The organism is Streptomyces sp. MI02-7b (assembly GCF_033793585.1).
Classification (GTDB): domain Bacteria; phylum Actinomycetota; class Actinomycetes; order Streptomycetales; family Streptomycetaceae; genus Actinacidiphila.
Genome location: NZ_JARAWX010000009.1, coordinates 190072 through 214052 on the forward strand (window position 1 = coordinate 190072; position 23981 = coordinate 214052).

At 70.9% G+C, this 23981-nt stretch carries 21 protein-coding genes; 6 read left to right on the forward strand and 15 right to left on the reverse strand.

What is annotated here, in order from left to right; genetic code table 11:
• Positions 1-95: 95 nt before the first annotated feature.
• From PV364_RS17345 to dnaK, 7 genes are all read right to left on the reverse strand, one after another.
• Positions 96-545 carry a DUF1931 family protein gene (locus tag PV364_RS17345; protein WP_319660911.1) on the reverse strand — a complete coding sequence of 150 codons (450 nt, stop codon included), beginning with the start codon at positions 543-545 and terminating at the stop codon, positions 96-98.
• 281 nt (positions 546-826) lie between these two features.
• Positions 827-1276 carry a thioredoxin gene (trxA, locus tag PV364_RS17350; RefSeq protein WP_319660912.1) on the reverse strand — a complete coding sequence of 150 codons (450 nt, stop codon included), beginning with the start codon at positions 1274-1276 and terminating at the stop codon, positions 827-829.
• Positions 1273-3912 (reverse strand): ATP-dependent chaperone ClpB, encoded by a 2640-nt coding sequence (clpB, locus tag PV364_RS17355; protein ID WP_319660913.1) that lies wholly within the window; start codon positions 3910-3912, stop codon positions 1273-1275. Before clpB ends, trxA begins: the two co-directional genes overlap by 4 nt.
• A complete protein-coding gene (locus PV364_RS17360) occupies positions 3903-4310 on the reverse strand; it encodes a chaperone modulator CbpM (RefSeq protein WP_319660914.1) in 408 nt (135 codons plus the stop codon). The genes clpB and PV364_RS17360 overlap by 10 nt, the downstream gene beginning before the upstream one ends.
• On the reverse strand, positions 4307-5260 hold the full coding sequence (locus PV364_RS17365) for a J domain-containing protein (protein ID WP_319660915.1): 954 nt from the start codon (positions 5258-5260) through the stop codon (positions 4307-4309). The genes PV364_RS17360 and PV364_RS17365 overlap by 4 nt, the downstream gene beginning before the upstream one ends.
• A gap of 6 nt (positions 5261-5266) precedes the next feature.
• Positions 5267-5887 carry a nucleotide exchange factor GrpE gene (locus PV364_RS17370; RefSeq protein WP_319660916.1) on the reverse strand — a complete coding sequence of 207 codons (621 nt, stop codon included), beginning with the start codon at positions 5885-5887 and terminating at the stop codon, positions 5267-5269.
• An 8-nt stretch (positions 5888-5895) separates the two neighbouring features.
• On the reverse strand, positions 5896-7788 hold the full coding sequence (gene dnaK / locus PV364_RS17375) for a molecular chaperone DnaK (protein ID WP_319660917.1): 1893 nt from the start codon (positions 7786-7788) through the stop codon (positions 5896-5898).
• Positions 7789-8237: 449 nt separating this feature from the next.
• Between dnaK and PV364_RS17380 the strand changes: the two genes are divergently transcribed.
• The gene (locus tag PV364_RS17380) at positions 8238-10031 is read left to right on the forward strand and encodes a helix-turn-helix domain-containing protein (RefSeq protein WP_319660918.1); all 1794 of its coding nucleotides are present in this window, start codon (positions 8238-8240) and stop codon (positions 10029-10031) included.
• Between the two features lie 193 nt (positions 10032-10224).
• Here the strand turns inward: PV364_RS17380 and PV364_RS17385 are convergent, their stop codons facing one another.
• On the reverse strand, positions 10225-10602 hold the full coding sequence (locus PV364_RS17385; protein ID WP_319660919.1) for a MerR family DNA-binding transcriptional regulator: 378 nt from the start codon (positions 10600-10602) through the stop codon (positions 10225-10227).
• Between the two features lie 76 nt (positions 10603-10678).
• Here PV364_RS17385 and PV364_RS17390 point away from each other — a divergent pair, with 76 nt between their 5' ends.
• Complete coding sequence (locus tag PV364_RS17390) at positions 10679-11407, forward strand: SDR family oxidoreductase (protein WP_319660920.1); 729 nt, start codon at positions 10679-10681, stop codon at positions 11405-11407.
• Positions 11408-11677: 270 nt separating this feature from the next.
• On the opposite strand, the gene PV364_RS17395 is transcribed toward PV364_RS17390, so the two are convergent.
• A complete protein-coding gene (locus tag PV364_RS17395; protein ID WP_319660921.1) occupies positions 11678-12847 on the reverse strand; it encodes an alpha/beta hydrolase family protein in 1170 nt (389 codons plus the stop codon).
• A gap of 106 nt (positions 12848-12953) precedes the next feature.
• On the opposite strand from PV364_RS17395, the gene PV364_RS17400 reads away from it, so the two are divergent.
• Positions 12954-13568 carry a TetR/AcrR family transcriptional regulator gene (locus PV364_RS17400; RefSeq protein WP_319660922.1) on the forward strand — a complete coding sequence of 205 codons (615 nt, stop codon included), beginning with the start codon at positions 12954-12956 and terminating at the stop codon, positions 13566-13568.
• A gap of 297 nt (positions 13569-13865) precedes the next feature.
• On the opposite strand, the gene PV364_RS17405 is transcribed toward PV364_RS17400, so the two are convergent.
• The 3 genes from PV364_RS17405 to PV364_RS17415 form a co-directional block, all read right to left on the reverse strand.
• Positions 13866-14861, reverse strand: coding sequence for a hypothetical protein (locus PV364_RS17405; protein WP_319660923.1), 996 nt, complete (start codon positions 14859-14861; stop codon positions 13866-13868).
• Positions 14862-15093: 232 nt separating this feature from the next.
• Positions 15094-15768, reverse strand: a complete 675-nt coding sequence (locus tag PV364_RS17410; RefSeq protein ID WP_319660924.1) for an alpha/beta hydrolase — start codon at positions 15766-15768, stop codon at positions 15094-15096.
• A 357-nt stretch (positions 15769-16125) separates the two neighbouring features.
• Entirely contained in the window at positions 16126-17052 is a 927-nt protein-coding gene (locus PV364_RS17415; protein WP_319660925.1) for an EamA family transporter, read from the reverse strand.
• A 21-nt stretch (positions 17053-17073) separates the two neighbouring features.
• On the opposite strand from PV364_RS17415, the gene PV364_RS17420 reads away from it, so the two are divergent.
• The gene (locus tag PV364_RS17420; RefSeq protein ID WP_415924566.1) at positions 17074-18642 is read left to right on the forward strand and encodes a PLP-dependent aminotransferase family protein; all 1569 of its coding nucleotides are present in this window, start codon (positions 17074-17076) and stop codon (positions 18640-18642) included.
• 95 nt (positions 18643-18737) lie between these two features.
• On the opposite strand, the gene PV364_RS17425 is transcribed toward PV364_RS17420, so the two are convergent.
• Positions 18738-19067 (reverse strand): LysR substrate-binding domain-containing protein, encoded by a 330-nt coding sequence (locus PV364_RS17425; protein ID WP_415924567.1) that lies wholly within the window; start codon positions 19065-19067, stop codon positions 18738-18740.
• 56 nt (positions 19068-19123) lie between these two features.
• On the opposite strand from PV364_RS17425, the gene PV364_RS17430 reads away from it, so the two are divergent.
• Both PV364_RS17430 and PV364_RS17435 read left to right on the forward strand, forming a co-directional pair.
• On the forward strand, positions 19124-19351 hold the full coding sequence (locus tag PV364_RS17430) for a hypothetical protein (RefSeq protein WP_319661037.1): 228 nt from the start codon (positions 19124-19126) through the stop codon (positions 19349-19351).
• A 281-nt stretch (positions 19352-19632) separates the two neighbouring features.
• A complete protein-coding gene (locus PV364_RS17435; protein ID WP_319660927.1) occupies positions 19633-19785 on the forward strand; it encodes a winged helix-turn-helix domain-containing protein in 153 nt (50 codons plus the stop codon).
• A gap of 206 nt (positions 19786-19991) precedes the next feature.
• Here PV364_RS17435 and PV364_RS17440 read toward each other — a convergent pair whose 3' ends face one another.
• Both PV364_RS17440 and PV364_RS17445 read right to left on the reverse strand, forming a co-directional pair.
• Positions 19992-20651, reverse strand: a complete 660-nt coding sequence (locus tag PV364_RS17440) for a hemerythrin domain-containing protein (protein ID WP_319660928.1) — start codon at positions 20649-20651, stop codon at positions 19992-19994.
• Positions 20652-21013: 362 nt separating this feature from the next.
• Positions 21014-23800: an AAA family ATPase gene (locus PV364_RS17445; RefSeq protein WP_319660929.1), complete on the reverse strand. Its 2787-nt coding sequence runs from the start codon at positions 23798-23800 to the stop codon at positions 21014-21016.
• Positions 23801-23981 lie beyond the last annotated feature (181 nt).

Genomic DNA, 23981 nt, shown 5'->3' on the forward strand with positions numbered 1-23981 from the left:
AGCCGGCAGGCCCTGCCTCAGGGCCTGCCGCGTTTCCGGCGGGGGTCGCAGACCGCTCTTGGCGGCACCCTGGACGCGGATGCGGCGATCGGCACTCACAGCAGGAGGTCGAAGACTGCTCGGGCCTCGTCCCAGTGCTGGGTCTGGGGGTTCTTCAGGTCGGGGTGGAGGACCTTGAGGCTCTGGGCGAGGGCCAGGCTGAGTCCGCCGATGATGTCCGGATAAGCCGCCTCGGTCTCCTCGTCGGGCGTCCGGTCCAGCGCGGGGTGAGTCGCGAGCTGTTCGAGAATCGGCTTGATTTCCACTTCCTGGTCGATCTTCTGGAAGTGATGGATGCTCTCCTGCAGGCCCTTCGTGATCGGCAGGTCACAGGTCCGGATGATGTCGCGCCCGTTGGCCTTGGCAGTGGCCTGGGCAACGGTCAGCAGATCGTAGAGCTTGGCATCGACGAAGTCGCTGTAGCGCTTGAGATCGTTCTTGTCGACGTCCAGCCCCGCGGCCGCACGGAAGAACCTTTCGAACCTGGCGATGGACATCACGGTCATAACGGCAACCTCCGACAGTGGGCGCCGGGGTGGCTCCCGGCCCCTGGGTTTCTCCGCCAGCCTCGCCGACGGGGCACGTGAACGCCTACGCATGTCGGGACCAATCGGCCTCCCTGACTTGCCCTGCCAGGCCCAGGCGTCCGACTCCCCGGGCAGGCGGACGAGCGTCGTGTTGTTCGGCACGCTGCCGGGTGAATCGGGCCCAGGCAGACGCGGCCTTGCGTTCGTGTGCGGCCGAGCGCCGACGTGGCGTCCCGGAGCCCCCGGCACGGCCGCACGACTCACGTGGTTTGCCGGCCCGCCATTGCCTGCTCGACCCACGAGCGCAGGACGTCCGCGGGTGCCGCGCCGGCCTGGCGGGCGACCGTCTCCCCGTGGTCCAGGACGAGGAGGGTCGGCACCGCCTGCACCTCGAATCGCCGGCTGACTCGTGGGTTCTTGTCGACGTCGACCTTGACGAGCTTGATCCGTCCGGCGAGGTCCCGGCCGACCTGTTCGAGGGCGGGCGTGACCATGCGGCAGGGACCGCACCAGGTGGCCCAGAGGTCGACGACGACGGGCTGGGTGGCGTTGTCCGCGACTTCGGCGAAGTCGTCGTCGCCCGCGTCGACGATCCAGGGCAGTGGCTGCTTGCAGTGCCCGCATGTGGGGCGTCCCTCGCCGGCCACCGGAATCCGGTTGTCACGCCCACAGTTCGGGCAGGTCACAGTCGTCGTCCTGGTGGTGTTCACGCTGCTCTCGCTTCCCGGGCCGCGGCCGGCTGGTCGTAGGTGACGACCAGCTCTCCGTGTTCGGCGTCGACGCGGACCGTGGCGCCGTCCTGGACGTCGCCGCGCAGCAGGGCGCGTCCGATCAGCGTCTCGACCTCGTGGGAGATGTAGCGGCGCAGGGGCCGGGCCCCGTACACCGGGTCGTAGCCCTGGTGTCCGATCACTTCCCGGGCCGCATCGGTGAGTTCGACGGCGATGCGGCGTTCGGCGAGCCGCTGCCGCAGTTCGTCGAACTGCAGCTCGACGATCCGCTCGATCTGCCGCTCACCGAGCGGCTTGAACAGCACGATGTCATCGACGCGGTTGAGGAACTCCGGGCGGAAGTGCCCGCGCAGTTCGCCCATCACCAGGGCTCGGGCGTTCGGCTTGATCTCACCCTCGGCGGTGGCGCCGTCGAGGAGGTGCTCGGAGCCGATGTTGGACGTCATGATGATCACGGTGTTGCGGAAGTCGACGGTGCGACCCTGGGCATCGGTGATGCGGCCGTCATCGAGGATTTGCAGCAGGGTGTTGAAGACATCGGTGTGCGCCTTCTCGATCTCGTCGAAGAGCACCACCGAGTACGGCTTGCGCCGTACGGCCTCGGTGAGCTGGCCGCCTTCCTCGTAGCCGATGTATCCGGGCGGTGCGCCCATGAGCCGGCTGACGGTGTGCCGTTCCTGGTACTCGCTCATGTCGAGGCGGACCATGTTCTCCTCGGAGTCGAACAGGGTACGGGCGAGGGTCTTGGCCAGCTCGGTCTTCCCGACGCCCGTGGGGCCGAGGAAGATGAACGATCCGATGGGGCGGCGAGGGTCGCGGATGCCGGAGCGGGCTCGGATGATGGCGTCGGTGACGAGCTTGACGGCCTCGTCCTGGCCGATGACGCGCTCGCGCAGGATCTCGTCGAGGCGCAGCAGCTTCTCGCGTTCGCCCTCTTGCAGGCGGGCGACGGGGATGCCGGTCCAGGCGGCGACGATCTCGGCGATCTCCTCCTCGGTGACGACCTCGCGCAGCAGCCGGTCCTGACCCTGTTTGGCGGCCAGTTGCTCCTCTTCCGCGGCGAGTCGCCGCTCCAGGTCCTGGAGGCGACCGTAGCGGAGTTCGGCGGCGCGGTTGAGGTCGTAGGCGCGTTCGGCCTCCTCTGCGTCGTGGCGGACCTGCTCCAGTTCCTGGCGCAGTTCCTGCACGCGGCGGATCGCCTGCCGTTCGGCCTCCCACTGGGCGTGTTTGGCGTCGGCCTCGCCGCGCAGGTCGGCCAGTTCCCTGCGAAGCTCCTCCAGGCGGGCCTTGCTGGCGGGGTCGGTCTCCTTGGACAGGGCCGCCTCCTCGATCTCCAGGCGGGTGACCCGGCGGGTGATCTCGTCGAGTTCGGCGGGCATCGAGTCGATCTCGGTACGCAGCCGGGCGCAGGCCTCGTCGACGAGGTCGATGGCCTTGTCGGGCAGGAATCGATCGGTGATGTAGCGGTGGCTGAGGGTGGCCGCCGAGACCAGCGCCGTGTCCTGGATCTTCACGCCGTGGAACACCTCGAGGCGTTCGCGCAGTCCGCGCAGGATGGAGATGGTGTCCTCCACGCTCGGCTCGTCGACCAGGACCTGCTGGAAGCGGCGTTCGAGGGCGGCGTCCTTCTCGATGTGCTTGCGGTACTCGTCGAGCGTGGTCGCGCCGATCATGTGGAGCTCGCCGCGGGCGAGCATCGGCTTGAGCATGTTGCCCGCGTCCATGGCCCCTTCGGCGGCGCCCGCTCCTACGACGGTGTGGAGTTCGTCGACGAAGAGCAAGATGCGCCCCTGGGCGGCCTTCACCTCGGCCAGCACCGCCTTGAGGCGTTCCTCGAACTCGCCGCGGTACTTGGCACCGGCGACCAGGGAGCCCATGTCGAGGGCGAACACCGTCCTGTCGCGCAGGCCCTCGGGGACGTCGCCGCGAACGATGCGCTGGGCCAGGCCCTCGACGATGGCGGTCTTGCCGACCCCGGGGTCGCCGATGAGGACGGGGTTGTTCTTGGTCTTGCGGCTGAGGATCTGGGTGACGCGGCGGATCTCCGCGTCACGGCCGATGACCGGGTCCAGCCGCCCGGACCGGGCTTCGAGGACCAGGTCGCGGCCGTACTTCTCCAGAGCCTCGTAGGCCACTTCGGGGTTGGCGGAGGTGACGCGCTGGTTGCCGCGGACCTGGGTGAGCGCGCTCAGGAACGAGTCCCTGGTGATGCCGGCCTGTTTGAGCAGTCGCCCGGCGGCGGTCGAAGAGCTCTCCTCAGCCAGGGCGAGCAGGAGGTGTTCCACGGACACGTACTCGTCCTTGAGGCGCTTGGCCTCCTGCTCGGCGGCGTCGAGCAGGCGGGCGAGGCGCTGGGTGACGAAGACCTGGCCGGGTGCCGCGCCGGGGCCGGTGACCTTCGGGCGGCGGGAGAGTTCCTCACGCACGGCCGCGCGCAGTTCCTTCGGCTCGGTCCCGGCCTGCTGCAGCAACCGCGGGATCAGACCGTCCTCCTGATCGAGAAGTGCGAGCAGCAGGTGTTCCCCGTCGACCTCGGTGTGCCCCATGCCGACGGCCGCTGTCTGGGCCTCCTGGAGGGCTTCCTGGGACTTCTGGGTGAGACGGTTCATGTCCATGGGGGTGTTTCACTCCTCGTGCCGCGGCCGCGCAAGGCGGCTTCGAGCAGGCTGATGCGGTCCAGCAGGTCGAGAACCAGGCCGATGGATGCGTAGTTGAGGCAGAGTCCGGTGCGCAGCCGCTGGATGCGGGCGAGAACCGTCGGGGCCGTGGGGTCGAACACCAGGTCCCCCACGGCGTCGCGTTCGGCGTCGACAAGGCCCAGGGCGACGAAGCGGCGGATCAGATCGGGATGGAGGCCCGAGCGACGGGCCACGGCGTCCAGGGTGAGCCTGGGGGCGGGCACGAGCCCGTACCGGACAGCCGTCGAGGCGGTGATGTCGGCGCCCGTTCGTACCGGACGAGCGCCCGCGGCGGCCCGGCCGATGCCTGCCGCTCCCGCGGGTCGGTCGTTCATCGCGTCCTCCTGGGGTCGAAGGAGGAGGTGGCGGCGAGCTCCTCGAACAGTTCGCGCTCCCGGTCGCCGAGGGTGGGCGGCACCATGATGCGGAGTTCGGCGTACAGGTCGCCGTCGGCGCCGCGCGGGTTCGGCATGCCCTCGCCGCGCAGCCGCAGCCGCCGGCCGCTGGACGAGCCCGCGGGCACCGTGACCTTGGCCGTGCCGCCGCCGGGGGTGCGTACCGGCACGGTCGCACCCAGGGCCGCCTCCCAGGGGGTGACGGGGACTTGTATGTGCACGTCGCGGCCGTCCAGCCGGAACCGGGGGTGGGGCTGGATGCGCACCCGCAGGTACAGGTCGCCCGCGGGGGCGTCACCACTGCCCCGGCCGCCCTCGCCCACCAGCCGGATGCGCTGCCCGTCGGTGACGCCCGGCGGCACGTCGACCTCGTACCGCCGCGGCTGCCCGGTGGGACCGGCGAGCGTGACGGTGCGGCGGCCGCCTCGGAAGGCCTCCTCGACGGTGAGCGGCAGCTCGGCCTCCTGGTCCGCTCCGGGGACGCCGCCTGAAGCGGCGCCGGCTCCGAACATGGAGCCGAGCAGGTCCTCGATGTCGATGCCCTCCGCGCCGAAGTCGTCGCCGACACCAGTGGCGTACCGGACGCGGGGACCGCCCCCGCCTGCGGTCCTCCGACCGCGGAAGCCGCCTCCCGCTCCAGCCGCGACCCGTTCGTCGAAGTCCTCGGGGACCTTGCGGAAGTCCTCGCCGAAGCGGTCGTAGCGGGCCCGGGTGTCGGGATCGGACAGGACGCTGTACGCGTCGTTGAGGTCCTTGAAACGCTCCTCGGCCCCGGGGTCCTTGTTGACGTCGGGGTGGTACCTGCGGGCGAGTTTGCGATACGCCTGCTGGATCTCGTCCTGGGTCGCGCTCCGCGACACCCCCAGCACCTCGTAGTAGTCCCGTGCCATGACCGGTCACTCCCGCTTCGCGACGGTCACCGCGGCGGGCCTGAGCTGCCTCTCGCCGTCCCCGTAGCCGGGACGCAGCACCTCGACGACCGTGCCCGACGGGGCCTCCGGGTCCTGGACGACGCCGACCACCTCGTGCCGGGCGGGGTCGAAGGCGACGCCGGTCTCCGCATGCCGCGGGTAGCCGAGCAGTTCGAGGACGTTCACCGCCTGGTCGCGTACGGCCCGGACGCCCTCCACGATCACGCCCGGGTCGGCGCCGGCGTGGGTCAGGGCGCGTTCGAGGTTGTCGAGGACGGGCAGGAAGGCGGCGGCCGTGCGGGACCGCTCGACGGCCCGCTCCCGCTCCAGTTCCCTGGCATGACGCTTGCGAAGGTTGTCGAGGTCGGCGAGCGCGCGCCGCCGGCGGTCCTCCAGTTCCCGGATCGTGGTCGTGTACGCGTCCTCGGCGGGCGCGGGGGCGGCGACGTCGGCGACGTCGGGCCCCGGTTCGCCGTTCGCCGCTTCCGGCCGGGGCGGCGGGCCAGGTTGCGGCACATCCCCGCGCGGAGGGCGTCCGGTGTCGTCCGGGACCGGTTCGACCGGATCCGAGGGGGGCCGCTCGGGTTCCTGGGGACGGCTGGGCATGGCGCGCCTCAGCTCCTGTCGAACTCGGCGTCGACGACATCGTCGCCACCGGCGCTCGCGGGACCGCCGGCGGCGGCGTCCTGGCCGGGACTGCCCGTGGGAGCGGCGCCTTGATGGGCCGCCAGCCCGGCGAGCACCTGCTGCAGTTCGGAGGTCAGGGGCCGCACGCGCTCCACACCCGCCTCCTCCTTGACCGCGGCCCGGGCGTCGGCCACGAGCATCTCGGCGCGTGCCTTCTCGTGCGCGGGCGCTGCGTCGCCCAGTTCGGCGAGGGTCCTCTCGACCTGGTACGCGACCGCGTCGAGTTCGTTGCGGGCGTCGACGGCCTCGCGCAGTGCCTGGTCCTGGCCCCGGTTGCTCTCGGCCTCCTGCACCATGCGTTCGACCTCACTGCGATCCAGGTTGGAGCTCTCGCTGATGGTGATGCCCTGTTCCTTGCCGGTGTCCTTGTCGCGGGCGGTGACGTTGAGGATGCCGTTGGCGTCGACGTCGAAGGTGACGTCGACCTGCGCTTCGCCCCGCGGCGCCGGCCGGATGTCGGTCAGCTGGAAGCGGCCGAGCACGCGGTTGTCGGCCGCGGACTCGCGCTCGCCCTGCAGCACCACCACGTCCACCGCCGGCTGGTTGTCCTCCGCGGTGGAGAAGGTCTCGCTGCGGCGCACCGGGATGGTGGTGTTCCGGTCGATGATCTTGGTCATCACGCCACCGCGGGTCTCCACGCCGAGCGACAGCGGGGTCACGTCCAGCAGCAGGACGTCCTTGACCTCGCCCTTGAGCACGCCGGCCTGGATCGCGGCGCCCAGGGCCACGACCTCGTCGGGGTTGACGCTCATGTTGGGTTCCTTGCCGCCGGTCAGCCGGCGGACCAGCTGCTGGACCGCCGGGATACGCGTGGAACCGCCGACGAGGATGACCTCGTCGATGTCGCTCTCGCCGACCTTGGCATCGGCCATCGCCTGCTTGACCGGCCCCAGGCAGCGCTCCACCAGGTCGCCGGTGATCTGCTCGAACGTGGACCGCATGATCGAGTCGGTGAGGTGCTTGGGGCCGGACGCGTCGGCGGTGATGAACGGCAGGCTCACCTGCGTCTGCGTCACCGAACTGAGCTCGGTCTTGGCCTTCTCCGCGGCCTCGAAGAGGCGCTGCAGTGCCTGCGGGTCGTTGCGCAGGTCGATGCCGTTCTCCTTCTGGAAGTCGTCCGCGAGGTAGTCCACGAGGCGGCGGTCGAAGTCGTCGCCGCCCAGGTGGCTGTCGCCCGCGGTGGACCGCACCTCGACCACGCCGTCGCCGACGTCGAGGATGCTCACGTCGAAGGTGCCGCCGCCCAGGTCGAACACGAGGATGGTCTCGTGCTGTTTCTTGTCCATGCCGTACGCGAGGGCAGCCGCGGTCGGCTCGTTGATGATCCGCAGCACCTCCAGGCCAGCGATCCGGCCGGCGTCCTTGGTGGCGGTGCGCTGGGCGTCGTTGAAGTAGGCGGGCACCGTGATGACCGCCTCCGTGACCCGCTCCCCGAGCTGCTTCCCGGCGTCGTCGGCGAGTTTGCGAAGCACCTGTGCGCTGATCTCCTCCGGCGCATAGAGCTTGTCGCGCACCTTGAAGCGGGCCGCTCCGCCGTCACCCTCGACGACGTCGTAGGCCACAGCCCTGGCCTCGTCGGAGATCTCGTTGAAATGCCGGCCTATGAACCGCTTGGCCGAGTAAATGGTGCCCTTGGGGTTGAGGATCGCCTGGCGCCGGGCCAGCTGTCCCACGAGACGTTCCCCGGTGTCGGTGAAGGCGACCACGGACGGTGTCGTACGGCTGCCCTCGCTGTTGGGCACGACGGCGGGCTCACCGCCCTCCCACACGGCGATCACCGAGTTCGTGGTGCCTAGGTCGATGCCCACTGCCTTGGCCATGAGGAACTCCTCCCGGTGCGGCGGTATGCGCCGGCACTGCGGATCTGATCGGTACGGGTCACCGCTCCGACATAGGCCGTAAAGGGCGGCGAGCAGGGCGCAGGCGGGTCCGCCCGGTCCGGGGCCGCGGAGCCGGCCGATCACCGCACGGGGAAGGGCCTCGCCCACCACCGCGTGCCCGGCTGACGAGGCGTACGGCACCCCCAGACAGCCCCAGACTCGCGAACCGGGCGGCTCTACGCCTGCACCCGGCAAGTCAAAGAACAGCCGAGCCGGTCACCCCGCGAGCACCAGACCAAGACTCCGGACATCTCGGATAAGTCAGAACTCAGGGGGCATACGAAAAGGGTCGCCGCGACCTCTCGGCGGCCCCGGGTGAAGGGAATGACCCGTGGCCGGCTGCTGGGCCCGGACCGTGTACCACCCACTCGGGAGAACGGAGTGATCCCATGGCCCGCAGCCAGGCGCACCATCTCCACCGCCGCTGCTCCAACCGGGAGAGCAGCCTTCCGCGGTGCAACTGCGGGCGGCACCTCAGGGCCGCGCGAAGAGGGCCACGTCCGCTCGTTCCGACCCCGGCCGACCATGCCCCCCACGAACTCGCGGCGCTCTCCCGCGCCCAATTCGACACTTGGGACGAAGGCGAGATCCTGCGCCTGGCCATGAACCACATAGCCGCCGCAGGGCCGTACAGCGCCGAGGCCGGATACCTCAGGGTGGACGGCGACCTGGTCCCCGGCCCCGGGGACGGGCCGGCCCGTGCCCTGGGCGTGGACCAGCAGGTGCGGGAGCTGGCCGGGCAGGACGGGCCTGTGAACGTACCCGACCGACCGTGGGGCCAGGCCCTGGGGCTGCGCGGACTCCAAGGACTCCACGGCTACCTCGTGGTGACGTCCCGATCCAGGCCCACCGAGGCCGAGCGGTCCCGGCTCGCCACGCTCGTCCGGCAGACCGCTGCCGCCCTGTCCGTCGCCCTCGCACACCGCTCCCGCCGCGAGGACGCCCTGGAGCTTCATCGGCTCAGGGGGGAACGGACGGCCCTTCAGCGGCAGCTGATCTCCGTCATGGCTGAGCTGGGGTGGCAGCAGGCCGTTCACGCGCTCACGGCCGACGTCGCTGCCTCGGGCGGCGGCGAGGAAGCCATCACCCGCGCACTGCACGAGCTCACCGGACTCCCCGCACTGGTCGAGGACCGCTTCGGTCGGCTGAGATCCTGGTCCGGCCCCGGCCGCCCCGACCCCTATCCGGAACCGGATCCCGCGCGCCGGGACGAAATGCTGCACGCCGTCGCCCGGGAGGGCGGGCCGGTGCGGATCAAGGACCGGCTGATCGCCCCGGTCCGGCTGCACGGAGAGATCCTGGGCGTGCTGGCCCTGGTCGACGCCCAGGACGAGGCCGACTCGCACACCGTGCTCGCGCTGGAACACGCCGCAACGTCGCTCACCCTGGAGCTGGCGCACCTGCGTCGTCTGGCCGAATTGGAGCTGAGGCTGCACCGCGAGCTGGTCGACGACCTCCTGGCCGGGACGGACGAGACCAGCGCCTACGCCCGGTCCGAGGCAGTCGGACACGACCTGCACCGCACCCAGTACGTCGTCGTGGTGCAGTGGTCGAGCCGGACCGCGGACGATTCCTTCACGCAGACGGTGAGCCGGGCAGCCTCTGCCGTGGGCATGCGCTCGCTGTTGACCGGACGTTCCGACCACGTGGTTCTGGTCGCCGACGACAGACCGCACACCCGCGCCCTGTACGAGGCGCTCGCCCGGGAGACCGGGACAAGGTCCGGGACGATCGGGGTGAGCGCCCCGTGCAACTCCCCGGACGACATCCCCCACCGCTACCAGGAGGCGCGGCGCGCCCTGGAAGTACGCCGCCGCTCCCGCGAGAGCTACGGAACGGCGTTCTTCGACGAACTCGGCCTCTACCGCATCCTGGGACCTGGCAACGACTTGCTGGAACTGGAGACGTTCGTCCGCGAGTGGCTCGGCCGGCTCATCGACTACGACTCCCGGCACCACGCAGCCATGGTGGAGACCCTGTCCCGGTACTTCGACTGCGGCGGCAACTACGACGAGACCGCCGAATCCCTCGCGATCCACCGCAGCACGTTGCGCTATCGGCTCCAGCGCATCCGCGACATCAGCGGCAACAGCCTCACGAACGTCGAGGACCGGCTCAACCTTCAGGTGGCGACCCGAGTGTGGAAGATCGTGCTGGGCGGACCCGACCGATGCCGCCGATGAGACGGACACGGCACTGTCCGGTGCGGTCGGCAACGCCATTGCCTCCGATGTCCAACCCACTCTCGCGGCGTTGAGAGCAGCTGGACTGAAAGCGGCGGGTCATCAGCGACGTCCGCGTCGGCGTCCGCCCCGCTCTCCCGCGCAACGACCCCTCATCGGTCACATCACTGGTGAGACGCCCGGCCGACCGCGGCTACGGGTGCGTATCCGTGATCGCGATGACCTCGTCGAGGCGGTCCAGGGCGGCCTGCAGGTCGTCGATCTTGCCCTGGATGCGCTCACGCTCGGCGCGCAGCATGGCTCGTTGCTCGGCGTCGGTATGGCCGGAGACCCAGCACGGAAGGAGTTCGGTGATCCTTCGGCTGGTCAGGCTGGCGGCGAACATCTGCTGGAAGAAGCGCACCAGGACGATGGCGTCCTGCCGGTACAGGCGCTGGCCCGACGGGCTGCGCTCAGCGATGAGCAGCCCCTGCTGCTCGTAGTAGCGCACGGCGCGCACCGAGACGCCCGCACCCCGTGCCACCTCGCCAATGCGGATCAACCGCTCGGCCGCCGCCGCTGTAACGGTCATGGTGATTCCTCTCACCCCTGGCCATGACGACCAGGACTTGCCTCTGACGTCAGCGTCAGGTTTTAGCGTACCGGACATGGACATCAACAACTCAGTCGCCCTTGTCACCGGAGCCAACCGCGGCCTGGGCCGCGCCTTCGCCCAGCGTCTGCTCGAACGGGGCGCCCGCAAGGTCTACGCGACGGCCCGCCGACCGGAGAGCGTGGACCTGCCCGGGGTCGAGGTGCTGCCCCTCGACATCGCCGATCCCGCATCCGTGAGGGCCGCCGCCGAGGCCGCCCCGGACGTCTCGCTGCTCATCAACAACGCGGGAATCAGTACCGGGACCGACCTGGTGACCGGTTCGCTGGACGCGGTGCGGCACGAACTGGAGACCAACACGTTCGGCCACCTGGGAATGATCAGGGAGTTCGCGCCGGCGCTCGCCGAGAACGGCGGGGGCGCGATCGTCAACGTCCTCTCCGCCATGTCGTGGTTCGGGGGCAAGGGCGCCAATGCCTACCACGTGAGCAAGGCCGCCGCCTGGGCCATGACCAACGGCGTCCGCCTGGAGCTCGCCGAGCAGGGCACGCTCGTCACAGCGGTCCACCTCGGCATGGCCGACACCGACATGGCCGAAGGCTGGCCCGTGGCCAAGATCGCGCCGTCGGACCTGGCCGACGCAGCGCTCGACGGAGTCGAGGCGGGCTCCGCCGAGGTCCTCGCCGACCAGTGGAGCCGGGACGTCAAGTCCCGTCTGCCCCTGACGCCCGAAGAGTTCAACGCCGCAATGGACCGCGCCCTGGCGGCCCTGATCGCGGGCTGAGGGACGACGTCGGTCGTGGCGTCAGGGAGCAGCCGGGGGCCGGTCGGCGGGGGCAGGACGATCTCGTCACCGTTGATGTCTCCTCTGGAGCAGGACCGGCAGGCCGTCCGTGCCGACGTACGGTTGCGCGACGGTCTCCGGGCCGAACCTGCCGGGTCAGGAGTCCTGGCAGGACGGTCGGGATGCTGGATGCTCGGTGACGCCTGCCGGAGCGGCGATCCGCAGCCGCTCCGGCAGGACTCGACCTGATCTGCGGCCCGCACGCCGGGGTCAGTGGGCGAGCAGGGTGTCGAGCCAGTCGAAGGCGCGCTGGTGGAACAGGGAGATGGCGCCCTCGTGGCAGTGCTCGCCTGCGCCTTCGTCCTCGCGGAAGAGGATCAGTTCCTTCTGGCACGTCATCTCGTCGACCAGGCGCTGGGGCTGGCCCTGGAAGAACTGGTCGTTCTCGGCGTCGAGGACGAGTGTCGGGCAGGTGATGCGGTCGGCGATGCCGGCCATGGTGTACGGCTCGGTCGCCTTGACGAGCTCGTCGAAACCGGACACACCCAAGGTCCACCGGCCGTTGCGCACCACCCACCGCACCTGGGTGTCCCGGGCCATCATCTCCTCGATGCCGCCGGGCATCTCGGCGGCGCGGTCGGCCAAGGTCTTGACGACGGTGTGGAAGTCGTAGACCCCGTCGTGCAGCACGCACGCGGCGATGCGGTGCTCGAAGGCGGCCGCCCGGGCGGCGAGGTAGCCGCCGAGGCTCGTGCCGACCAGTACGAGCTTGTCGGCGTCCAGTTCGGGCACGGTGAGCGCGAAGTCGACGGCCGGGGTGACCACGGCCTCCCAGTCGGGCCGGAAGTGCAGGCCCTGGTCGCGGACGGTGCTGCCCTGGCCGGGGCCGTCGAAGGTGAGGACGTTGTAGCCGCGCCGCAGTGCGCCCGCGGCCAGCGCCAGGTAGTTCTCCTCGAGAGTGGAGTCGTACCCTCCGTGGTAGATCAGGGTCGGGCGCGGGGTCCCCGAGTCGTCGGCGAAGAACAGATAGCCGGGCAGCGCGGTGTCCTCGTAGGGGATGCGCACCGCGCGGGCCGGGGTGCCGAGCAGGGCGGCCGCGTCGGCGAACGTCTGCTGCGAGGCCTTGGCCAGCCGCGCCGACTCGGCGTCGTGGGCGGGGTTCTCCCGGCGGTAGAAGTCGGCGGCCCGGTAGTAGTTGGACGCGCGCAGCAGGGCTTCGCGGGCGCTGACCCGGTGACCGGCGGCCAGCGCGTCCCGGCCGATGCGCTCGACACGCGCCGCCGTCGCGCCCCACCGGGCCGACCAGGCTTCCTCGTCTCCCTCAGGGATCGTCCGGCAGGTGACCAGGACCTCACCCAGGTCGGCGCCGCCGTAGGCGGCATAGCCTGCGGCCCGCAGCGCCTCGAAGGAGAAGGACTCGTCGTCGTAGAGGAACTTCATCTCCGGCTCCCTTCCACTGAGGGAACGGAACAGCACCGTTCCGTCTAGCTCCGACCGTAGCATAGGGAACGGTGCTGTTCCGTTCGTTATGCTCGTGTGCGTGGCAGTGCAGCAGAAGAAGGGCCGGCCGGTGTCCGGCGGGGCGGTCCTGCGCGAGCGGGTGACCGAAGCGATCACCGAAGCGGCCTTCGGTGAACTCGCCGATGCCGGGTATGCGAGGTTGTCGATGGTGGCGGTGGCCCGGCGTGCCGGTGTGGGCAAGGCCGCGCTCTACCGACGCTGGCCCTCGAAGCAGGCAATGATCACAGAGTTGATCCGCAGCAAGGTCACCGAAACACTCCCCCGCACTCCGGCTACCGGCGCCCTGCACACCGACCTGCGCGAACTGCTGGCGGCCTACCGCAGCCAACTGGCCAATCCGCTGCTCGCCCTGATCGGGGCCGAGCTGCTCGCCGAATCCCGCCGCGACAGCACCCTGGCGACCATGCTGCACACGGAAGTGGCCGCGCCGCGGCGGCTCGCGGCACGCGCGATCCTGCAAGACGCGATCGACCACGGCGAACTCCCGCCCACGCTGGACATGGATCTCGCCACCGACCTGCTCATCGCGCCCCTCGTCTTCCGCATGGTGCTCATAGACGGGCACAGCGACGACGACTACCTCGAAACACTGACAGCCGCCACCCTCGCAGCCCTGAAGGCGGCCGTCCGCCGTCCCTGACCGTCAGGGCGGTCCGGCGACGGGCGCCGGGCTGCTCCACGTGCGGGGCTGGTGGTGAGCAGTCTGCTCACCACCAGCAGCGTCTGCACACGGTTCACCGCCGTCATGCCGGCCCTCCACGTGGTAGGGACCGGACCCGTTCAGCCTCGGAACCGGCCCTCGCACGCCATCGGCGACAACGAGCGCCGGCTTCCCGGAACCTGTGCGGCGACTGCGCGAAGCGGTGCGAGGCCGGGCGGGCGGGCCCGGTCCTCCTCGCGCCCTGCCGCGAGCCGACGCGAGACGGTGGGGGCCCGATTACTGCATGATCGTGCGCGGCAGGTGCCTCGGGTCGGCCAGGCAGTAGTAGAACTGGAGGACGTAGCCGCGCCCGATCTGGATCCGTGTGGGCTCGTAAGCGAGCGGATACGCGCCCGGGTCCGCCTCGACAAGCTCTCGGAGCTCCACCGCGGTCCAGCTTCCGCCACCCGAACCGCGCTCGCCGCCGCCGACCGTCAGCAGCGCCTCCACCGGGCCGCCGCACTCGCCGCAGCACAGCTCATCGTCGGGTTCCGCCGGGTCCCGGAAGGTGAACTCCGCCGGCCATCCGCCCGCCTTCCAGCCGGGCGCGACGGACAGCTCCCACTGGTACTCCAGCGACGCTCGCTTCGACCAGGCCGTGATGCGCTGCTGCAGCTCCTCGCCCAGCAGATGCAGCGGCGGGAACTCCAGGATCTCCTCCGGCTGCAGGAGGCACGGCTGTGGCACATGGTCGTCAAGCTCCACGTATGCCGGCTCCGGCGGCTCGGCCAGCACTTGCCGCACCTCGGCCGCCGCCCGCCACCGCAGCTGCACCGCGGGCCAGCAGCCTTCGATGTCCGGCAGCGGCAGCCACAGCACCTGGAGTACGTCCGTCCCTTCCGGGAAGGGCAGCCCCGGCACGTCGCGCGCGTACAGCTGCGCGACCGGTATCAGCGGCATCGGCCCGGACGACGTGATGTCCTCCGCGTCGTAGCCGTCCATCAACCGCGTCACGGCGAGTCGCTGCGCCGGCGTCGGTTCGGGCAAGGTCAGCAGCGTGCGCAGCTCCCGTATGTCCGCGAGCGTCGTCACCGGCATGAACGGCAGACCCGGCGACTCGAATACCGGCCACTCCTCGTCAGCGGGCCACAACAGCGGCCCGCCCACTGAGCTGTCGTGCACGGTCGGCGCCCCCGGCACAGGGTGCAGCCGCACCGCCGTGCGGGCCGACCCCGCCAGCTCCGGAAACTCCACGCTCACGTCCACCGGACGCGGCGGTGTCGTACGCGCCATGCCTCCCCCTCAGCGTTTACCGCCACCCCTTCCAGCGACAGCGCCCACCATCAAAGCACCCCCCTGTGACACCCTGGAGTCCCCCACCGGTGCGGCTCGCCGCACTGGAGCTTCACCACCGGCATCGCCGCCCCGGTCAGAGGCGCGGCATCCCGCTCAGCACGCCCGCCGAAGGGCGAATGATGCCCGGAGCGGGCCGTCTTCCCCGCCCAATGTACCGGGACGGTGAACATCACCGGTGACCTGTCGCACGCCCGGCCGATCGCCAGGTCAGCCCACCGATGGGGGGCCTTCTGAGGATCCCCGACCGGTCGGGGCGGCGAAGTGTTCTCGTGACGCGGTAGTCGGCGAAGTAGGCCGGCAGAAGGGTGCCGAGGTAGCGCTCCTTCGACGTGTTGTCGACGACGTCGAGAGTCCCGGACATCCGGGCCTCCCACACCCGGCCCGCCTCGGCGGCCTCAGGCCGGTCCGGCCAGCGCCGGACGAACACGGCCATCTCCTTGGTGGCCGCCTCCATCAGTTCCGGTCCGTATACGGGCGCGGTGTCGTAGAGGACCAGTCCGTCGAGGCGTTCGGGGTGGTCGAGGCCGAACTGCAGCGCGACGAAACCGCCGTGCGAGTGGCCGAGGAACCAGGCGGTCGGTGCCCCGAGGCCGTCGAGTACGGCCGCGGCGAAGCGCGCGTAGCGGGACATGGAGTAGTCCCCGTCCGGCAGCAGGTCGCTGTCGCCCGCCCCAACGGGGTCCAGGTAGACCATGGTCAGATGCTTTTCCAGAGCGGGTATGCGCAGGTACTCAGGGTGTATGCCGGGGCCTCCCGAGTGAACGAGGCACACCGGCCCGGTCCCCCGTGACCCGGTGGACCTGGCGCACCCCGTCGACCATGACGGTGCGCACCTCGGCGGCACGCTCGCCGTGCTCCGCCTCGTGAGGGATAGCGTTCATACCCACACGATGCGGTGGCCCCCGGAATGGTTCGATCGGCCTTCAAGATTTTTTGCGGGGCGCCCCGGCGGTCGCGCGGGTGGTACAGGCGCAGTCTGTCGTCACCCTTCACGTCCAGGAAATGCACCCAGACCACGCTGGGCGGGCAGTGGAACGGGTCCTCCGGCGGGCTGCTGATGGCAGCCTCCCAGATGACCACCTCACGGCTCGCCACCACGTTCAGCAGCTTCTGACGCACGCCTTCAATCAGAACGACTACGCGCCCCTGATTCGGCGCCCACGTCACGCAGCCCTCTGATCTCGGCTGCTGTTGTCAGCTGCTACCTGGAGCGTGCGGAGGCGGGAGGGTCCACTCGGACGGCCTCCGCGGCAGGGACGTGGTGCGGGCGCAGACCCAGCACCAACCCGAGGATCAGCACGGTGATGCCCAGCCATACCGACGGGCTGGGCATGCCGCTGCCGGAGATGCCGCCGACGGCCGCCGCGGCCAGCGGCGCGATGCCGGTGAGCAGTCCGGCCCGCCCGGATCCGACGGCGCGGACCGTCGAGTACCACAGGACGAAGGCGACCGCTGTCACCATCAGCGCCAGATATCCGATGGCGGCCCACTCGGGACCGGTCAACTCCCGCGCCGCCGAGGGGCCTTCGCAGGCCGCGGCGAGAACGGCCAGCAGCGCGGCGGCCATCCACATCGCGTGCACGGACACCCCCCACGGGGAGTGCCGCCGCAGGACCGGAACCGCGAGAAGGGTGAAGGCGGCCTCGCAGGCCAGGGCCAGCGCCGCCCAAGCCACCCCGACGGCGTCGGTGCGCCCCGTGCCCTCCACCAGTACCGCTCCCGCCACGACCACGGGGGCCGCCAACAGGAGCCGCCGGCTGGGCCGGCGCCGTTCCAGCGCCGGGCCCACCACCGCGAGGACCACCGGTACGCACGCGACCGCGACGGCAACCGCCGCGGGCTCGGCGTGGTCGACGCCCCGGATCACGGCCACGTTGAACAGCAGCAGACCGGTGACGGCGATCCCGGCGAGCCACAGCCACTCCCGTCCTCGTGGCCACACCAGGCGTGTACCGGCGAGCCGGGCGACGACGAGCAGGATCACGGTGGCGATCGCGTAGCGAATCGCCTGCGGGGTGAACAGCGGGGCGTCCACGAGGGTGTGCGAGACGGTGACGCTGCTGCCGACCAGCGCCATCCCGATCATGCCGGGCACGAGCGGGGCGAGGGAAGCGGAAGGTGTGTGCATACCGCTCACGCTGCCTGCACAATGGACTTCATGGACAGGTCCACAAAGGCGTCGGTGGAGGGGTCCAAACAGACGGAGGATCCAGCGGACGAGGTGCCGGACCGCGGTACTTCACCGGGCTCGGACTTCCTGCAGCTGGAGATCGGCCGGGTACCCGCAGGCGGGCGCACTGCCTGGCTCACGGACCAGCTACGGGCCGCCATCGCCGACGGCCGGCTGCGTGTCGGAGCGAGGCTGCCCGCCAGCCGGGTCCTGGCGGAGGAGCTGCGCGTCACCAGGGGCGTGGTCACCGAGGCCTACCGGCGGCTCGCCGAGTCGGGACAGATCGCCGGTCGGGGCCGGCTCGGGACCGTGGTCGTGGCGGCTCCCGCCGCTCCGTACGGACGCGCACACGACATTCCGGGGACCGGAGCCGGATCCGGGGCCGCGATCTTCACTTCCGGGGACCGCGAGGGCGTCGTCGACGTGCTGCGGGCCACGCCCTGCCGGATCGACCTGTCACCGGGTGTCCCCGACCTCGCCGCCTTCCCGCGCGCCGGGTGGTTGCGCGCCGAGCGTGCCGTCCTCGCGGACGTCACCCCGGCCGACTTCGGCTACGGCGATCCCAGGGGCGCACCCGCCCTGCGCCGGGCGGTCGTGGGCTGGCTGGCGCGCAACCGCGGCATCCGCGCCGACCCCGACGAGGTCGTGGTGGTCGCGGGCGTGGCCCAGGCTCTGAGCCTGCTCGCGCGGCTTCTGCTGGCGGACGGCATCCGCCGTGTCGCCGTCGAGGACCCCGGATCCCTCGGAGCGCGCCAGCAGTTGGAGTACGGAGGCCACTCGATCGTGCCCATCCGTGTGGACGCGGGTGGCCTCGACGTCGGTGCGCTGCGTGCCAGTGGCGCCCGGGCGGTGCTGCTCACCCCGGCCCACCAGTTCCCGACCGGTGTCGTCCTCGACGGGGAACGCCGCCGAGAACTGCTGGGCTGGGCCGCCGAGGGCGGGGTGGTGATCGAGGACGACTACGACGCCGAGCACCGCTACGACCGGCCGCCGGTGCCCGCGCTGCGCTCGTTGATGCCCGAGGGGGTCTGCTACGCGGGCAGCGTCTCCAAACTGCTCGCGCCCGCACTCCGCATCGGATGGCTCCTCGTACCTCAGGACCGGCTGGACGCCGTCGTGGCGGCCAAGCGGTACGCCGACCTGGGCAACGGCGTCCTCGCTCAGCTGGTCCTCGCCCGGCTGATGGACTCCGGCGAACTGGAACGCCATCTGCGCCATGTCCGGGGGCGCCACCGCAGGCGCCGCGACGTGATGCTCAAGGCCATCGAGGAGCACCTTCCCGGTGCCCGCGTGCACGGGACAGCCGCCGGCCTGCACCTCATGGTCACCTTCGGCGACCGGCCCGACGGCGCCCACGACTCCGGCCTGTGCGACGGCGCCCTCGCCGCGGCGGCCCTCGACCGGGGCGTGAAGGTCCATCCGCTGTCCTGGCACCGGATCGGCTCCGGGCCGCCCGGCCTCGTACTCGGCTACGCGGCGGGCCCGGCGCACGACATCGAGCGAGGCATCGCGACCGTCGGTGCCGCCCTGCGCGGACTTCTCCCCTGACGCCAGTCCGACTCAAGTCGTGGGACCCGCGCAGTGCGTGCCGCCGAGCTGAGCCGGCGGATCACCGCCGTCGACCGGGTCGCTCGCCGCGATGATCAGGCGTTTGGTGCTGTGAACAGTGCCTGGACGGTTTCGGTGGCCAGGTCGCGCAGCCGGCTGTGGGCGCGGTCGCCGTCGTAGCGCTGATGCCACAGCAGGTACAGGGGGACCTCGGGCAGCGGGAGTGGCTGCGGAAGCGTGACCAGCCCGAGTTCGTCCCTGGCTGTACGGGTGACCGCGTCAGGAAGGGTGACGACCAGGTCGGTGCCGAGCACGAGGCGCAGCGCGAAGGCGGCGGCGGGGCCGGCGGCGACGACGCGCCGCTCGAGGCCGCGGGCGGTCAGGGCGTCGTCGATCGGATCGCGCAGGCTTCCCCGCCTCGACACGGTCAGGTGCTCGGCGGCCGCGTAAGCTCGACGCTCAACAGGCCCTCGGTGAGCGGGTGGCCGGGTCGCACGGCGACGAGCAGCCTGTCCTTCCGGCCCTGCGCGGGGCCGGGGCGGTGTGGGACACCTTCCCCGGCGTTGAGGACCCCGACGACCCCTGGGCTGAGGAGGAGTTGGCGAGGCGGTTGTTCGGGGCGGTGGGCGACCGTCTCGGGCTGTCGCTGCCGCGTCGGGAGATCGAGAAGGGACTGCTGCCCGCGGTGGTCTTGACCTCGCCGTTCTGAACCGGAGCAGCGGGGGCGCCGCGGCTCTCGACGCGACGCCCCCTGTGGGCGAGGTGGTGCGATGGGTTGTTCGCGATCGTGGGTGCACTTCCGGATCGCGCCGTCGTAAGAGCACGCCGCGCTCATGCTCGTACTCGGCCGGCACGGGTCCCCGTCCGGCAGAGGCTGGTTCGGGTTGAAGGATCCGAACCCGGCCACCGAGCCACTGTTGTCGTAGCTGCCCCGCCGCTGACCGGGTTCAGACGGCCCGCGAGCGAGGACACGCCGCTGTTGTAGGTGGAGTGAACGTACGGCCGGACCCTGAGCGATCACCCGTTCCCCAGGACGTATCCGACGAGGGGGTAGCCGCCCTGGTCAGGCGGCACGGCTGGACCTGCCGAGTCCCGGCTCGCCACGCGATCGAACGGGACGAGGCGGCGGTGGTGAACTCCTGATGGTGGCATTGGACCGCCGCACCGAACGGGGCGACGTCGTCGCTGGAGCCGGGACGCAGGCGCACCACCGGAACGCCGGTACACCCTCCTCAAGCCTCAACCCGCACGAGGCAATTCACTGGTGGCCATGCCCCGAGAAGGGCCGCGCATCCACCCGTTACCGGGAGGGGCTGACGCGCCGCCGTCCTGCGAGGCCGACGGGCCGCTCAGGCGCCGATGCGGGGCGGTGTGGCAGTGCCGTGGACCCGCTTGGCGTGCGCCGCGTACTGGCGGCGTGCCATGGCCGGGGCGAGTAGCCGAACGGGCAGTGGGGCCGCCGCGAGGACGGCCTTGACGACCTCGGGGTCGCCCTCGTACATGGCCATTCCGAAGACGAGCGCCATGTCCTTCTTCGGGGTGACCGCCGTGCCGTGCTCCGCGAGCTGGTGCCACTCCTTCTGGGTGAGATGCTTCTCGACCAGCGGCAGGATCTCCTTCTCTTCCAGCGCCATGTGCTCCACGAGGGCCGTCGTCAGCCTCTCGAACGCGTCAGCGAGCCCTTCGCCGCCCTGCGCGGTTGAGCGCCAGTGGTCGAGCAGTCCGGTGACCTCCGTGTGCCCGTCCTCGATGGCCTGGTGCTGCTGCTCCATGGTCGGCACGATGGCCGCCGCCTCCGCTCCCCCGCGCTCCACGAGTCTGGGCCACAACAGCAGGTCCTCGCCCCCGTGGTGTTGGTGCAGGACGGCGCACACGAGAGCGGCGTGGGCGCCGACAACCTCCGTGCGCCGGGTGTCGCCCGGTGCGACGGACCGGATGAGGTCGGGAAGCAGCCGGAATTCCCGGCGCAGCCCCGCGTGGGCCATGTACATGTCGCGTGTGTCGGCCATGGGTTCATTGACGAGTGGAGCCATTTTCTCTTCCTTGTATCGCGGCCGCGGCTCCCGTCACGGGGTGCGGCCGTTCTTCGTTGAGCGGGCACGACTCCGTCCACGGCCGGACCGCAGGTCAAGCGGTGCGGATCACGCCGCTTGCTCTGCCGGAAACGCAGAACGGGCCGCAGCCGCCAGAGGAGCATGCCCATCGGACGCGTCCCACCGCATCGGCCAGATGACCTGACCACGCGGCCCAGGTAGGGATGACGGAGCGGTCTCAGGCGACAGGGGCGTCGAGGACCCACCCCCTGGACTGTGCCGTTCTCGCGGTCGGCGCAGCTGCCGGGTTCAGGCCGGACGGAACCGCCGCGACGAGGTCATTGCCGGTCCAGGTCGGCCAGGGCGTCGCGCAGAGCCGCGCGGGTGGTGATTCCGAGCTTGGGGAATACCTGGTACAGGTGGCCGCTCACGGTGCGGTGGGACAGGTGGAGCTTCTCGGCGATCTGCTTGTTGGTGAGTCCGGAGGCGGCGAGGTGGGCGACCTCCGATTCCTGTGGCGTGAGCGCGGCTGAGCCCGACGCACGCCGGGCTGCCCACCCGGCTGCCCTGAGTTCACGTCCGGCCCGGTCGGCCCACGGCCGCGCGCCGAGCTCCTCGAAGATGTGCAGCGCCGCCAGCAGTGCCCTTCTGGCAGCGCTGGTCATTTTCGCTTTCCGTAGCCGTTCGCCGTAGGCGAGGGTCACACGCGCCCGTTCAAAGGGCCAGTCGTCGATGCCGGGAAGCGACAGAGTCCGCTCGAACAGCGCCGTCGCCTCGTCGTTCGCCGTGGCCGCCAGGGCCGCGGCGCCGCCGACGAGCAGCGCGAGCCGCGGTGAGACGCTCGCGGTCCCCGCTTCCTGAACGGCCCGCACGTGGGCGGTTGCCGCTGCCTGGCGGTGGGTGCGCACGGCCGCTTCCACCAGGTCCATCACCACCCAGAGGGCATGGGGGACGTAGCGCGCCAGCGTGCCGGCGGGGCTGATGGCCTCCGCGTGCCGGAAGGCGCTCTCGAAGTCCCCATCCGCGAGGGCGGTCAGTACCCGCAGGTGCGCGGCAGCGGTCATCATCTGGCCTGCCCCACGGGAAACGGCCCAGGACGTCATCGCGTCGGCTGTCTCCGCGGCGGCACCCAGGTCACCGCGTGCCGCCGCGACAAGCGCCTTCTCGTACCGGAAGTACCAGGTGTAGGACGGGTAGTCGACCTGCTCCCTGAGCAGGAGACCTTCGTCGGCCAGGCGGATCGTCTCGTCCCACCGGCCGGTGTTGAAGGCGTCCTGGCACAGGAGCGGAAGAACGCCGAGTTTCTTGACGGGCAGACCCGCGTCCTGCTCCTGGCTGTAGATGCGGCGGGCAGCGTCGCGCGCCCCGGGCAGCCTGTCCACGTAGACGCCCGCGGTGCCGACGCGCACGATCCTCGTCGGATCGCTCTCCTGGGACAGCCCGGCGAGCAGTTCGTCCAGGCCGCGCAGCGCGGCGGCGCTGACCCGTGCGGGATCGCCGAGTGCCGCCGCGGACACCGTCATCACCGCGGACACATCGGGCACACGCTCCACGATCCCGTGGAACGCGTGCCACAGTTCCTGCCGACCGCCGAAGTGGCAGAGCAGCATCAGCACGTAGAGGGCTTCATCGAGCGCGGGGTCGTAGGCGTCGCGCCGGTGGAGCGTCTTCTCGATGGCGTTGACCATCACATGGTGGGCCATGTCGATGTCCCCTGTGCCGTTGAGCATCAGGTGGACCGCGGTGGCCGCTGAGTAGAGGGAGGCGTGGTCGTCGGTCCCCGCTTGCCGGGCGCCTTCGAGGAGGTGGGAGGCGTTGACCAGTTCGCCGGTCGCGTCGGCGCTGATGAAGGCTGCCTGGGCGAGTCGGCGGGCGCGGTCGGGTGCTGCGGGGCTCAGGTGTCCGGCTCGCGTGAGGGCCCGGACGGCGGCGAAAGCGTCACCACGTGTGACCACCTGGTGAGCGCTGCGTTCGAGGAGGGCCGCGACCTCCTCGTCGGGTTCCACGGACGCCTCGCCCAGATGCCACGCCCGGCGTTCGAGCTGCTCGTGCAGCACGTCGGCGATGGTGCGGTGTGCCGCGCGGCGCTCCGCGGTGGTGGAGGCTCCGACGATCGCCGAGCGGATCAAAGGATGGCGGAAGCTGAGGTGATGGTCGCCCTCATCGATCCGGACCAGGTCGTCGTGTTCGGCGGGGCCCAGATCCACCAGCGTGGCCTCGACGGAAGGGAGCCGTCCCGCGCGTTGCAGGAGAGCCAGGTCGCCGGTCCCGTCCAGCGCGGCGATCAGGAGCAGACGGCGAGAGGCGGGAGGCAGGCCCGCCGCACGCGCGAGGAAGAGGGCTTCCAGACGCCGGCCCAAGGGCAGGACCTCCGGAAGGCGTTCCAGTGCGGCACGCTGGGGTCCGGTCAAAGCGGTGGGCAGCTCCAGCAGCGCGAGCGGGTTGCCTTGGGCGGCGGTGACGATCCTGTCCACCACGTTCCCGGCAAGATCCGGGTGACGGAAACCGACGAGTCTGCGTGCTGATCGGTGGTCCAGCGGCAGGACCTCGTGTTCGGGCAGGCCCGCACCGTCGAAGAAGCTCCCACGCCCCCTGCGGGCCGCGGCCAGGAAAGTGACGGGGGTGCCGGCGAGACGGCGCGTGACAAGGCCGAGGATCACCGAACTGGCCCGGTCGATCCACGGAAGGTCGTCCACGACCAGCAACAACGGCTGTTGCGCGGCCGCACGACGAAGCAACGCCAGTGTGGCATTGGCGACGACGAGGCCGCGGGGTGGCGAACCTGTACCGAAACCCAGGGCCACCCGCAGCGCCTCACGGTAGAGGTCGTCGAGCGCCTCGATCTCCTCATGGAGGGGAAGCAGCAACTGGTTGAGACCGGAATACGTCATATCCGTCTCGAATTCCGCGCCCACCGCCCGCAGGATCCGGACACCGGCCGCCGAAGCGCGTTGGGCGACCGCGTTCAGCATGGCGGTCTTGCCCACCCCGGGCTCGCCCGACAGCAGCAGCGCCCCCGGGGCGTCGGCCGGACGGTCGAGGAGGTCGTCGATCAGTGCGAGGTCCTGCCGACGCCCGACCAGATTCTCCGGTTCGCAGTCGTGCGAACGGTGATCGCGGCTCACGAACGTCTCCCAGTTGCTTCGGATCATGCAGGGTGTACAGCGTCGGTCCACCCCGCTGGTGCAGTTGTTCCGCCGCTGCGAGGCAGCCGCAACGGGTCCGGAAGCCCGTGGCGCCCGCCGAGGCGGGATCCTGGACCGGACCGCGGTTCGCGCCGGCCCCGGTGAGGCACCCACTGTCCTC

Excerpts from the sequence above, each read along its gene's own strand:
- PV364_RS17440 (WP_319660928.1), bottom strand. The coding sequence starts at position 20,651 with ATGGCCGACACACGCGACATGTACATGGCCCACGCGGGGCTGCGCCGG.
- PV364_RS17415 (WP_319660925.1), bottom strand. The coding sequence starts at position 17,052 with ATGCACACACCTTCCGCTTCCCTCGCCCCGCTCGTGCCCGGCATGATC.
- PV364_RS17380 (WP_319660918.1), top strand. The coding sequence starts at position 8,238 with ATGGCCCGCAGCCAGGCGCACCATCTCCACCGCCGCTGCTCCAACCGG.
- PV364_RS17345 (WP_319660911.1), bottom strand. The coding sequence starts at position 545 with ATGACCGTGATGTCCATCGCCAGGTTCGAAAGGTTCTTCCGTGCGGCC.
- dnaK (WP_319660917.1), bottom strand. The coding sequence starts at position 7,788 with ATGGCCAAGGCAGTGGGCATCGACCTAGGCACCACGAACTCGGTGATC.
- PV364_RS17370 (WP_319660916.1), bottom strand. The coding sequence starts at position 5,887 with ATGCCCAGCCGTCCCCAGGAACCCGAGCGGCCCCCCTCGGATCCGGTC.
- PV364_RS17420 (WP_415924566.1), top strand. The coding sequence starts at position 17,074 with ATGGACTTCATGGACAGGTCCACAAAGGCGTCGGTGGAGGGGTCCAAA.
- PV364_RS17385 (WP_319660919.1), bottom strand. The coding sequence starts at position 10,602 with ATGACCGTTACAGCGGCGGCGGCCGAGCGGTTGATCCGCATTGGCGAG.
- PV364_RS17390 (WP_319660920.1), top strand. The coding sequence starts at position 10,679 with ATGGACATCAACAACTCAGTCGCCCTTGTCACCGGAGCCAACCGCGGC.
- clpB (WP_319660913.1), bottom strand. The coding sequence starts at position 3,912 with ATGGACATGAACCGTCTCACCCAGAAGTCCCAGGAAGCCCTCCAGGAG.
- PV364_RS17365 (WP_319660915.1), bottom strand. The coding sequence starts at position 5,260 with ATGGCACGGGACTACTACGAGGTGCTGGGGGTGTCGCGGAGCGCGACC.
- PV364_RS17360 (WP_319660914.1), bottom strand. The coding sequence starts at position 4,310 with ATGAACGACCGACCCGCGGGAGCGGCAGGCATCGGCCGGGCCGCCGCG.
- PV364_RS17405 (WP_319660923.1), bottom strand. The coding sequence starts at position 14,861 with ATGGCGCGTACGACACCGCCGCGTCCGGTGGACGTGAGCGTGGAGTTT.
- PV364_RS17395 (WP_319660921.1), bottom strand. The coding sequence starts at position 12,847 with ATGAAGTTCCTCTACGACGACGAGTCCTTCTCCTTCGAGGCGCTGCGG.